This is a genomic window from Butyrivibrio sp. INlla21, assembly GCF_900116875.1.
In the GTDB taxonomy this organism is placed as follows: Bacteria; Bacillota; Clostridia; order Lachnospirales; family Lachnospiraceae; genus Butyrivibrio.
Genome location: NZ_FPCC01000049.1, coordinates 1 through 11,165 on the forward strand (window position 1 = coordinate 1; position 11,165 = coordinate 11,165).

An 11,165-nucleotide genomic window follows, 5' to 3' on the forward strand; every position below is an offset into this window, starting at 1 on the left:
TATAGTGTCCGGTGGCTTCTAGCCCTACTTTTACTTTTGATACATCTTCCATTACGGATTCTATTTTCTGATAAAGATCATTGAACCCATCGAGATTGTTTTTGATGGTGAATGTTTTGAAAACAACTTCCCCAACAGAGTTTTTGATAATGCAATCGTGTTTGTCTTTAGCGACATCAATTCCTACATAGATCATATAGAACCTCCCGAAAAATAGTATTGATACTGTTTCAAATCCACAGGGCTCCTTGCAATCGTAACCTACTTCTTGATAAACCGTCATGCGGTAACTAACTGATTAACAAATAAACAAAGAGACTGTGGTTGGAGCCTTTTAAAAACCGTCTATGCGGTAGGAGGTAACAACCAATCCACAGTATCTTAAACAGCATAGTCGAACCTATAGAAAAGGTAAAGAAAGACTATGACTAATACTAATAGTAGGAGGAAATATGAAATCAAGAAAGACAGTGGCAATCTTAATGGCATCAGCAATGATGCTCGCACTTATGGGCTGTGGTTCTTCAGAAGGTGAAGCTACAGAGGGGGCTGATTTAAATGAAGTAAATGTCGGCATCTCTGTAGATGTCATGGCACCCGAATCCGAAGCCGACAGTATCACCGATGCATCTACGGACGCATCCGAGGCTGCATCAGGCACGACAAGTGCAGCGACATCCGATAGCTCTTTTAGCTACAAAGGAAAAGATATCTCTATTCTGGATGATACGCAGACAGTGATCGACGCTCTCGGTACTCCTGATGATACCTATGAAGATTCGGATGACGATAATCCGAATTTAGGCGAAAAAAGATATTACTATCACCTTGCTTGCATTGAAGTTTCTACCCTGGTTATTGACGGAAAAGAGAATCTTCTTTCGATCACCATAAAAGATCCCGAAATTCCCACACCCAAGGGAATAAAGTTCGGAAGCAGCAAAGATGATGTTATCGCCGCATACGGTGAGCCGACTAAGGAGAGTGAATCCGGTGACCACAAGATTATTGAGTACGAGTTTGACAATTACAAGATAATTTTACCCCTTTCAGACAAGGACACTGTAGATGCGATCACATATGAGAACTCTACAACACATAATATGGTTTCTTGGTCATAAGAAATAACGCTTATAACCATTAAAATAAACGCTTATAAAAAGGAGACCCAATGAAAACAAAGACATCTATGGCAATAATAATGGCATCATCAATGATGCTCGCACTTATGGGATGCGGAGAGGCAGCTTCTGAAAACTCTCCCGCTACAAGCGAGATTTCTTTTGAAGAAGTTGCTCCCGGCAACCCCACCGACACTGCAGATACCTCAGACGATGCGGATACTTCAACCGATGCAGACACAGCATCAAGCGTTTCTTCCGAAGACTCTTCCGCTTCCGATGATGCTTCAATCGAAGTTAACGGCAAGAAGGTTTCAATCCTTGATGATTACCAGGCAGCTGTTGATGCTTTGGGACCCGCGGACGGTGATCCTTCCTCCGATGCAAGTCATGCAATCTTCTACTCTTTTGCTTCAGGAGCAATTGAGTACACAACAGTGAAACTTGACGGCGAGGAGCTACCGATAACCCTTGATATTAAGAAAGGTGACATCAAGACTTCAAAAGATATCGGAATCGGCAGTACAGAGGATGAAGTCGTAGCTGCTTACGGTGAACCCACAGACGTTGACAACGGTGAAGGCGTCGTCAACACCAAAGGAGAACCATTAAAACTACATGTTACCACCTACGATCTTGACGGTTATTCAATCAATTTCAAGTATGACGATGACAAAAAAGTAGAGAAATATTGGTTTAACAATACTGCCAACAACGCCAGATACAATAATCAATAAATAAAACAATATGAGGAGAGAGAAAAAATGAAAAAAAGAATTGCTATGACACTAAGTATTGCATACGTAATGGTTATGCTGGTTATGGGATGTGCCGAGAAGGAAATCGGATCTATCGATGAATCCTACAACGGAGCTTCATCTGTTGAACCGGCTTCCGAGGAGGCTGAAGCACCGGCCGATTCTTCCGATTCCGATGATGCTTCCTCCAAGGAAATATCTGTTATGTCTGCATCGGATCTTAGTGATGACGCTTTTTCTTTTAACGGAAAAGAAGTTTCGATCCTAAGCGATATTAAAACATTAAATGACGCACTTGGTGAGCCTATCCCCGGATACATTTTCAAAGATAAAGACCTTACGTACTATTCATTTGGTAAGGCCGATGATGATTCCGCCACCATTGATATGACTACTTACACGAACGGCGAAAAAGAAGCACCTTTGGAGATCATTTTGCATAATGATTCGGTTCAGACTTCCAAAGGCATAAAAGTCGGGGACACACCTGATGCTGTAACCTCTGCTTACGGAGAACCTTCACAAAAAGATGAAGCTGGAAACTTAACCTACGATTTTGACGGATTCCAGTTATTCTTCCAAATTTACGAAGGTAAGGTTGTACATATCTATTATTACAATATCGCTGTTCAAAATGATTTTTATAAGAACAAATAAAAGCGAAACAAAGTGAGGAAAGAGAAAAATGAAAAAACTATCGACAATTATTATTTCATCCGCCATGGTGCTTGCACTTATGGGATGCGGGGAAACAGCCCATGATCCTGCTAATCTTGAACTATCCACAACAGCAATAAGCAGCCCCGATTCAACAAGTGATGAAGGAGATACTACCTCACAGGCAGAAAGCTCAGACTCCTCTCCTGCCGATGAGGGAAATACGGCATCAGATGACAACTCCGATGAAGATACAGGAGAAGTCAATTCAGAGCTCACTGAAGATCAGTTCGTCTACAAAGGAAAAACAGTATCCATTCTTGACGATAACGACAGGATCTTGCAAAACCTTGGTGCATTTAACCCTGAGCTTACGGTTAACGCAGACTTACAATCAATGTATATATATGGTGAATATGAGATCACTTACAACGCATTAAAGGAAGAAGGAGTCGAATACCCATATATTCTTGACGTTGAGACAGACAACATCTCCACATCAAGAGGAATTAAAGTAGGAAATACAAAAGAAGAAGTTACAGCAGCCTATGGAGAAGCCGAAGAAACCAAGAGCGGCGATCTTAGCTACAGTTTTGACGGTTTTGATATCATATTTGGATTTGAAAACGGAAAGGTATGCACTATCAATTACAAAAACATATCTACCGCCTCCAAATTTGATGAATGGGATTAAGATAGGCTAAAAAGGAGTAATTATGAAAAGATTATCTACATTTGCGATCACCGCAGCATTTATTTTCATATTAACCGGCTGTGGCGTGACCGAAGCTGATGTCATCGCTTCAAGCGAAGACTTCACGGTAGATGAATCCACAGTCGAAGCAGTTCAGGAAGCACTTCAGGATAATTCCGAATCAGGATCAAGCTATTCCTCGATGGGAACTCCGCTTATCACTTCCACAACTACTTCAATGGAAAAAGACGATCCGACATTTTACTACAATCAAAAGGCCGTTTCGGTTCTTGACAGTGCCGACCAGGTGCTTGAAAAACTCGGAACCCCCGATCCGCAAAGCGATCCAAATCTTGCTGATCACTACTACTCTTTTGATTCAAATCAGATCGGAATGCAGACTGTTGATATAGAAAAGAAAGAAACACCGGTATCTATCACTGTTTCAGAAAAAGGCGTCGTTACATCTATGAATATCGGAGTCGGAACTCCAAAAGAAGATGTAGTTAATGCATACGGCAATAATTATGAGACTTTTAAAAGTGAATACGGAATCGGTTATAAATATGATTTTGATAAATTTGTTTTATTCTTCACCTTTGATAATGATGAGGTTATTGAATACCATTACACCTGTAAAGAAGCTGAAGAAGCGATCACTAAATCGAAATAAACGGTACTCGGCACCCGGATCGATATATTCCGAAGATCCGGTTAGTACACCGGCATGGCAATTGCAATGCCTTCACATAAATAAGGGACTAAAGAGTTCACTGCTCTTTAGTCCTCTTTATTTATTCTATTATAATTTACATAGCATCGGCATTCTGTATAGCCTGAAGTCTTTGATCAAGAGACGGTGCGTCATCGGAAGTATTTACATCTCCGTTTTCAACATCTCTTATAACCTCCCTTGTTCTCTCCATTTCTCTTATCCTATCGTCATCTTCAGCCATATCTGCGGAAAATGCTCTGTCATCCATCTCTCTGGCCTTACGCTGCTCTTCTCTTGCCTCCATCTCGCGTTCATAGCTGATCTGCGAAATATCGCCTTTAAGATACATCTCTTTTAACATGGAATCCGAATAGCTTCCTACCTGACCTGTAGATGAACTTGCTCCGTCTATGGAAGCTTCTTTATATATCTCTCTGGCGCTATCCTGAGCCTTTATAGCCTCCTGTTTGGTCTTTTCCAGGAATTCTCCCGGCTCATAAGGAATGGGCTTAAAATCGAACTCAGGCTCGTATTCTTCAAGCTCTATCTCCGGAAGCTCAACATCGGGAATCTCCTCTTCTCCGGTTCTTCCTGATTCATTCCTTGCTTTATCGTAAATAGCGCTTTCTCTCTTTTCTTGCTCATATCTTTCTTCAAGCTCATCCTTTTTGACTCTGACCGTATCACCGTCACTTGACCTTGCTATAACAGGCCCGTACTCCTTGGTCCTTACATCATCCCGGCTTTTGGCGATCTCATCTTTAATAAGCTTCTGCATTCTATCTTCATGAGCCCTCTCAGACTCCTTAACTCTGTCCGGAATTTTAGTTTTGGGACGCTGTATAACAGGCGCTTCGGCTCCTGTTTTTATAGGCGCAGCCATCTGACTGTTCATATGTACTTCTGCCATAATGTTGCCTCCTTCACTACTTCAGTAAAAATAAAAAAACACAATATCCCTGCACATTAATTGTAAACAAGGTCATTGTGTTTTTAAATGTATACTCGTATTAAATTTACGTTTTTTAATACTTTTTTGACTAAAAAACGTTATTCACCAGCAACTTTATTTCAGATAAAACTATATACTATATCGCCTATAAAATATCAGCCGTTATACTCTCCGTTGTACTGGATAAGCGTAATATCTTTTACCCCTGAAATATTTCTAATCTTTTCTTCAAAAGAAAATTCGTCATTCTTAACGTATACTTCAACAGCAAGTTCTGTTGTTCCGGCGCGAAGAGTCTTGGACTTAAGATAGTGCTTAACCTTACCGAAAGCCTTCATGATATCATCGCCCGCTTCATTTCCCTCATAATGGATAACCGCAACAAATACCTGACCTGTAGAAGCCTTGGCATAAAAGCATACGATCATGATAATGAGGATCACAGCCGATGCAAGTGTGAGCCAGTACATGCCCGCTCCAACGGTAATACCTGTCGTGATCGCCCAGAACAGATAGAGAAGATCGAGTGGATCCTTGATCGCTGTTCTGAATCTTACGATAGAAAGCGCACCGACCATACCAAGTGAGATAACGATGTTGGTGCTGATCGCAAGTGTGACCATACATGTAAGTACCGTCATTCCGATAAGTGTAACCGCAAAGCTCTTGGAGAAAACAACTCCCGCATAGAATTTCTTGTAAACAAAATAGATGATCATGCCCATGATAAGTGCAATTATAAGGGAAAGAGCTATCTTTCCGAGATCATAGGTGGAATAAATGTCCGAATTTAAAATAGATTTTCTTATTACGTCTTTAACGCTCATATAAGACTCCTCTCGTCTGCATAGTAGTTATTTTCAAATAAATATTTTGTTTTATCACAGCAAAGAACATATTTTGAGGCTGCCACAAATTCGCTTCTTGAAGGAGGAGCCAGTTCTTTTACTATCTTAGGTAAGAATTCAGTATATTTTATCTCCATGATAAGCTTATCGGAAGGAAGCGCCGAAAGCGTGGGAAGCGAATCGTCAAAAATATCAAAGCCTCCTACCGCCGCTCTTACTTTTTTGTCAAAGGTAATCCTGACAGTGCCCGCATCCATGATAAACGGTGTTCTGTCATAATCAACTATAACCCTTGGCCTCATCATGTTGCTGATACATTCAAAGTAGAATTCTCTGCACAGATTATTGTCCGAATGCAAAAGAAATTCATAATCGCCGTCTAATATCTTGTATACCTCATCACGGGTGAGCGATGCCGATTCCTTGTAGATGTAACTTCCTTGCTTAAGCTTTCTTTCAAGCTTAATACTCGTGTCGGAGAAATTGTAGATCCTTATCCTGTATTTCTTCCTGAAATACACACCTACTTCCTTCTCTTCATAAGCCGAATTCCACAGATCGTCAAAGTAAAGGCTTCGGATCAGATACCCGTCACCCTTGGCATTGGGATCAAGATGAAAATATGGTTTCATCTGACATTTCAATGACTCGTACTCACCGTAGTTTATGAGATATTTCCATTCATTTCTGAATTGTCGCATATATCCCTCTTTTACTTGTTATCTATTATTTCCATTGCCTTGTCGGCATATTTGACCTTATAAATGCGCTTGAGTGATTCATCAAGCCTTGCTTCGTCGATACTTCCGCTGTTAACGGCTTCAAGAAGACCGTTATACGCTTCCTCAAAGTTCTCGGGAAGATAGATCATGTCAGCGCCCGCTTTTATCGCGTTAACCGCAGCCTCGCCGGAAGTATAATACTCTGTCACTGAAGCTTCGTTAAGCGGTCCCGTGATAACAATTCCGCCATATCCAAGTCCGTTTCTGAGCTCTTCATCTATCATAACAGAAGACAAAGAAGCCGGAGTATTGTCACCTGCCGCATTTTCAAATGATGCATTGGACATCATTATTGCAGCGGGATTGCTGTTTTCAATTATCTCTTTAAAAATCTCATATTCACCGGCTGCAAGCTCATCCTTACTCTTGCTTATAGCCGTAAGACCTGCGGTCGTATCCGTCTTAAGCGGGAAAGAGCTTACGCAGACATCCACTCCGCTCTCCTTGATACCTGATGCAAAAGAAGCTGCTATTCCCTTTACGCTTCCTGCGTCTGTTCCGTAAAGTCCGTTCTCTGAAATATCGACACTCGGAGCTATATCAAGGTTGAAGCCGTATGAAAAAAGCTTCTCACCAAGTGCCTTAGATGTAGTGCTCGCGGTATCCGGATCGGTAACATCTGTTATTCCTTCTATGCTTATGTTAGATGTAACACCGCCTTTTTTGCCCTCATCGGAAACAATTGTAAATATTGGATACTTACTCATAGAAGCGGTTGTACCCAGCATCTCGGTGATCTGGGCTTCATCCTTGATGTTCTTGGCAAAATAAGAAACTCCGCCCACAGCGTACTTGGAAAGCGCATCCTGAGTTCCGCTTCCTGCCTTTACGGCCGTTGCTACACCGGTAAGCTGCTCGGGAGTTACTATAAACAGTCCTGCGACTTTATCTTCTATCGAAAGCTCGGCAATACAGCCGTCTACAACCTCATTAAGTATATCTTCTTCAGTCATCTCTTCGGGTTCCGGTTCAACAGTCTCGGGAGTCTCGATAACAACTTCCTCCGAACTTGCTTCACCTGCGGCTTCCTCAGCGGAATCTCCGCCGCCACCCGGAATATTAAGTAAGTTCTTTATCGAATACACAGAAAAAACTGCCACTCCGGCAATAACTAAAATAAAAAGTGCCAGAATAACAAAAGCCGTTACCTGACTCTTCTTCCTCCTCTGCCTACGTGCCAGTCTCTTTTCATCAAAATCTTGCTCATCAAATTTACTCATATCTTCCCCGTATGCCACAATATTTTTCAACCTATTTTATCATAAAAAAGGGCATAACAAAAGGGCAGAAGCTTCATCTATGTTACCTACTTCTGCCCTTACACCGAGTACTTATCTTCTAAAAATATTTCTTCGTCCAATGGACCGTCCTCCTAAACTCTCAGCACGTCTTTCCATTAACATTTGCACTCGTATGCTGTGGTTGCAAGATACTGATATTGTCATAACCACTATTCATGTACAGGAAGTGCTGTTTTTCTACATCTTAGATAAAACGATTATTTTAGTTAAATACTAAAAATTTCCGGTGGTCTGTACCATCCTTTCCTTGAAGATTTAAACTAACCTATCCCTTTGGAGTGTACCTGCCTTTCTTTCTCCCCATTAACCGATCCGGGAGAAGTATTTTTATATTTCTTAATCCCTTTATCTGATTTCATTATATTGGCGGGCTTCTGATTTGTCAATACATTTTGCTCAAAATCTTTATTTATTTTGAATAATTAGTTTATAATTGTAAAATAATCTGTGTATTTTCTAAATTGTATGTTCATTATAATCAATTCTGTATATTCTCTTTTTCAAATGTTAAGTCGAGTAATCGAGCGAAAAAATAAAGCCAAAATTGTCACACATTTAAGATGCGTACAATTTTGGCTTATTTTTATTTACTGAAATCTTTTTATTCTTATAGATAATTAGTCAAGAGGATACTTGTCTGTGAGCTTCTTGATGATAGCGCGAGCTTCATCGTTCTTCTCACCCTTGTTCTTGATAACTACTGCGATTGCCTCAGCGATCTGATCCATATCCTCTTCGTTCATGCCTCTTGTAGTTACGGCAGGTGTTCCGAGACGGATACCGCTTGTAACGAAAGGAGACTGCTGCTCGTTGGGGATAGTGTTCTTATTGGCTGTGATATGCGCATCATCAAGCCATGCCTCAACCTCTTTACCTGTAAGGCCGAAGTTTGTGAGATCTACAAGCATAAGGTGATTGTCTGTTCCGCCTGATACGATCTGCACTCCTCTCTTCATGAGGCCTTCGCAGAGAGCCTTGGCGTTGGAAACAACTTTCTTACCATACTCTGTGAACTCAGGTGTAAGAGCTTCCTTGAAGCATACAGCCTTAGCTGCGATAACGTGCTCAAGAGGGCCGCCCTGGATTCCGGGGAATACAGCCTTGTTGATCTTGAACTTGTCCTGAGCTGACTGGTTCCAAAGGATAAGTCCTCCTCTGGGTCCTCTGAGTGTCTTGTGAGTTGTTGTTGTAACAACGTCAGCATAAGGGAACGGGCTGGGATGAACGCCTGCGGCAACAAGACCTGCGATATGAGCCATATCTACCATGAGGATGGCTCCGCATGCATCTGCAGCCTCTCTGAATTTCTTGAAATCAATTGTTCTGCAATATGCAGAAGCACCTGCGATGATGAGCTTGGGCTTGTTCTCTACAGCAAGCTTGTACATCTCTTCGTAATCAAGAACACCGTTCTCATCTACGCCGTAAGGGATAACCTTGAAATAAGTTCCCGATATATTGGCCGGACTTCCGTGTGTAAGGTGTCCGCCCTGGCTAAGATTCATACCCATGATGGTGTCACCGGGCTGTAAAAGTGCGAACTGTACAGCGAGGTTAGCCTGTGCGCCTGAGTGAGGCTGTACATTGGCATAATCACAGTGGAAGAGTTCTTTCGCTCTCTCAATTGCAAGCTTCTCAACTTCATCAACTACGTGGCATCCGCCGTAATATCTTTTACCCGGAAGTCCCTCAGCATATTTGTTGGTAAGAGGGCTGCCCATAGCTGCCATAACGGCCTTGCTGGTCCAGTTCTCTGAAGCAATAAGCTCAATGTGGTTGTTCTGACGCTCAACCTCTGCTTCGATAAGGGAAGCAATTTCGGGATCGATTTTCTTAACTTCTTCCAATGAATACATCTTAGCTCCTCCAAAAATAATGATATTTCGTCAATTTAATGTATTAAAGTAAACATCTTGCATATCGTACCACACAACGACAAAAAATGCTATAATATTTTCGATTAATCAAAATTTTTACAGAGGAATTGTATGTACTACTGCATAGTTAATCCATCAGCACGTTCCGGAAAAGGAAAAGAAATATGGGATAGGCTTGAAGATAAGCTTATTTCAGCCTCAATCGATTACAAGGCGGCTTATACAAAGGGCCCCGGTGACGCAACGGCTCTCATGGAGAAGCTCACCATAAATGCTCCTGCAGATATGGAATATCCGGTTAGGGTCATTGTCCTTGGAGGCGACGGAACTCTCAACGAAGCCATTAATGGCATTCACGATTATTTTGACAGAATAATTCTCGGCTTTATCCCGATAGGATCGAGCAATGATTTTGTAAGAGATCTCTCCTATCCAAAAGAATATGATGAACTCCTTGAAAGAATCGCAGCCGGCAAGGTTGTAAGGACTCTTGATATAGGAAAGCTTACGTATAACAACAAGACTGTTCCCATGTCCAGGCTTCACAGTGAAGAGATCGGCAATGTTCGCTATTTTGACGTAAGCTCCGGAATAGGCTTTGATGCCGCTGTATGCGAAGAAGCCCTTTCTTCGGGAACCAAGAATTTTCTTAATAAGATCGGACTCGGAAAGCTGACTTACGGTGCAATCGCCGTAAAACAGCTGATCAAAGCCGATAAAATACCGTGCGATATTGAATTTGAAGACGGTAAGAAGCTGCATCTTTCTCACTTTATGCTTATTACCGCCATGATACATCATCACGAAGGAGGCGGATTCAGATTCGCTCCGAAAGCAGATCTGACCGATGGTCTCTTTGATCTGTGCGTTGTCGGAGACCTGCCAAGACCTAAGATGTTCCTTGCTCTTCCTTTCGCAATATTCGGATTACATTACATATTTAAGGGTGTTTACAAATACAGAACAGCTAAATTTACGGTTAAGACGATGATTCCCATGTGGGTTCACACGGACGGCGAGGTCTCGGTAAAGTCCGATAACATCACCCTTGAATGCTTACAGCAAAAGCTACAGCTTATGAACTGATATGTTTTTCATTTGTAAGTACTTAAATCGAGTAGGAGGGAGTGATTAGCTCCCGTCCTCTCACAGCACCGTACGAACCGTTCGGTATACGGCGCTTTCAATAGTTGACGTGCATAGACTGATAGGCTGTGGCTAAATCATAAAAGCCACTGTTTATCAGTCTTTCTTTTGATAAGGCACGGTTAACCGCGCCCATACCAGACACAAACCAATAGCCTCTACGGCTGTTGGCTGTAATATGTGCATAGTATTCGGGTATCCCCAGTTTAATAAGATTTCTCTTCTTTGTCTTGGGAAGTTTCCACTGTTTCCATATGCACATGCGTATTCTGTGATAGAGCCACTTATTAATGTCATCTATGTTGTTTTTCATG

At 41.7% G+C, this 11,165-nt stretch carries 12 protein-coding genes and 1 pseudogene; 6 read left to right on the plus strand and 7 right to left on the minus strand.

What is annotated here, in order from left to right:
- Nucleotides 1-196: IS110 family transposase (locus BM377_RS15650; protein WP_143104457.1), on the minus strand; the 196-nt coding region annotated here is incomplete at its 3' end.
- Between the two features lie 256 nt (nucleotides 197-452).
- Here BM377_RS15650 and BM377_RS15655 point away from each other — a divergent pair.
- From BM377_RS15655 to BM377_RS15675, 5 genes are read left to right on the plus strand one after another with little or no spacing between them, the layout of a single operon-like run.
- Nucleotides 453-1,121, plus strand: a complete 669-nt coding sequence (locus BM377_RS15655) for a hypothetical protein (protein WP_092250834.1) — start codon at nucleotides 453-455, stop codon at nucleotides 1,119-1,121.
- A 50-nt stretch (nucleotides 1,122-1,171) separates the two neighbouring features.
- Nucleotides 1,172-1,858 carry a hypothetical protein gene (locus BM377_RS15660; protein WP_092250836.1) on the plus strand — a complete coding sequence of 229 codons (687 nt, stop codon included), beginning with the start codon at nucleotides 1,172-1,174 and terminating at the stop codon, nucleotides 1,856-1,858.
- Nucleotides 1,859-1,885: 27 nt separating this feature from the next.
- Nucleotides 1,886-2,536 carry a hypothetical protein gene (locus tag BM377_RS15665; protein ID WP_092250839.1) on the plus strand — a complete coding sequence of 217 codons (651 nt, stop codon included), beginning with the start codon at nucleotides 1,886-1,888 and terminating at the stop codon, nucleotides 2,534-2,536.
- Between the two features lie 28 nt (nucleotides 2,537-2,564).
- A complete protein-coding gene (locus tag BM377_RS15670) occupies nucleotides 2,565-3,230 on the plus strand; it encodes a hypothetical protein (protein ID WP_092250842.1) in 666 nt (221 codons plus the stop codon).
- Between the two features lie 22 nt (nucleotides 3,231-3,252).
- The gene (locus BM377_RS15675) at nucleotides 3,253-3,903 is read left to right on the plus strand and encodes a hypothetical protein (RefSeq protein WP_092250845.1); all 651 of its coding nucleotides are present in this window, start codon (nucleotides 3,253-3,255) and stop codon (nucleotides 3,901-3,903) included.
- A 136-nt stretch (nucleotides 3,904-4,039) separates the two neighbouring features.
- Here BM377_RS15675 and BM377_RS15680 read toward each other — a convergent pair whose 3' ends face one another.
- The 5 genes from BM377_RS15680 to glyA form a co-directional block, all read right to left on the minus strand.
- Nucleotides 4,040-4,855 carry a hypothetical protein gene (locus BM377_RS15680; RefSeq protein WP_092250848.1) on the minus strand — a complete coding sequence of 272 codons (816 nt, stop codon included), beginning with the start codon at nucleotides 4,853-4,855 and terminating at the stop codon, nucleotides 4,040-4,042.
- Between the two features lie 197 nt (nucleotides 4,856-5,052).
- Nucleotides 5,053-5,724 (minus strand): DUF4956 domain-containing protein, encoded by a 672-nt coding sequence (locus BM377_RS15685; RefSeq protein ID WP_092250851.1) that lies wholly within the window; start codon nucleotides 5,722-5,724, stop codon nucleotides 5,053-5,055.
- On the minus strand, nucleotides 5,721-6,446 hold the full coding sequence (locus BM377_RS15690; RefSeq protein ID WP_092250854.1) for a polyphosphate polymerase domain-containing protein: 726 nt from the start codon (nucleotides 6,444-6,446) through the stop codon (nucleotides 5,721-5,723). Before BM377_RS15690 ends, BM377_RS15685 begins: the two co-directional genes overlap by 4 nt.
- An 11-nt stretch (nucleotides 6,447-6,457) precedes the next feature.
- A complete protein-coding gene (locus BM377_RS15695) occupies nucleotides 6,458-7,747 on the minus strand; it encodes a glycoside hydrolase family 3 N-terminal domain-containing protein (RefSeq protein WP_092250857.1) in 1,290 nt (429 codons plus the stop codon).
- Nucleotides 7,748-8,445: 698 nt separating this feature from the next.
- Nucleotides 8,446-9,684: a serine hydroxymethyltransferase gene (gene glyA / locus BM377_RS15700; RefSeq protein ID WP_092250860.1), complete on the minus strand. Its 1,239-nt coding sequence runs from the start codon at nucleotides 9,682-9,684 to the stop codon at nucleotides 8,446-8,448.
- Nucleotides 9,685-9,816: 132 nt separating this feature from the next.
- On the opposite strand from glyA, the gene BM377_RS15705 reads away from it, so the two are divergent.
- On the plus strand, nucleotides 9,817-10,791 hold the full coding sequence (locus BM377_RS15705) for a diacylglycerol/lipid kinase family protein (protein ID WP_092250863.1): 975 nt from the start codon (nucleotides 9,817-9,819) through the stop codon (nucleotides 10,789-10,791).
- Between the two features lie 97 nt (nucleotides 10,792-10,888).
- On the opposite strand, the pseudogene BM377_RS15710 reads toward BM377_RS15705, so the two are convergent.
- A pseudogene (locus BM377_RS15710) lies at nucleotides 10,889-11,165 on the minus strand (group II intron reverse transcriptase/maturase); the annotation flags it as partial.

Bases quoted from the DNA above. Each gene is read 5' to 3' on its own strand.
- BM377_RS15695 (WP_092250857.1), bottom strand. From the start codon at position 7,747: ATGAGTAAATTTGATGAGCAAGATTTTGATGAAAAGAGACTGGCACGT.
- BM377_RS15670 (WP_092250842.1), top strand. From the start codon at position 2,565: ATGAAAAAACTATCGACAATTATTATTTCATCCGCCATGGTGCTTGCA.
- BM377_RS15675 (WP_092250845.1), top strand. From the start codon at position 3,253: ATGAAAAGATTATCTACATTTGCGATCACCGCAGCATTTATTTTCATA.
- BM377_RS15685 (WP_092250851.1), bottom strand. From the start codon at position 5,724: ATGAGCGTTAAAGACGTAATAAGAAAATCTATTTTAAATTCGGACATT.
- BM377_RS15660 (WP_092250836.1), top strand. From the start codon at position 1,172: ATGAAAACAAAGACATCTATGGCAATAATAATGGCATCATCAATGATG.
- BM377_RS15680 (WP_092250848.1), bottom strand. From the start codon at position 4,855: ATGGCAGAAGTACATATGAACAGTCAGATGGCTGCGCCTATAAAAACA.
- BM377_RS15655 (WP_092250834.1), top strand. From the start codon at position 453: ATGAAATCAAGAAAGACAGTGGCAATCTTAATGGCATCAGCAATGATG.
- glyA (WP_092250860.1), bottom strand. From the start codon at position 9,684: ATGTATTCATTGGAAGAAGTTAAGAAAATCGATCCCGAAATTGCTTCC.
- BM377_RS15665 (WP_092250839.1), top strand. From the start codon at position 1,886: ATGAAAAAAAGAATTGCTATGACACTAAGTATTGCATACGTAATGGTT.
- BM377_RS15705 (WP_092250863.1), top strand. From the start codon at position 9,817: ATGTACTACTGCATAGTTAATCCATCAGCACGTTCCGGAAAAGGAAAA.
- BM377_RS15690 (WP_092250854.1), bottom strand. From the start codon at position 6,446: ATGCGACAATTCAGAAATGAATGGAAATATCTCATAAACTACGGTGAG.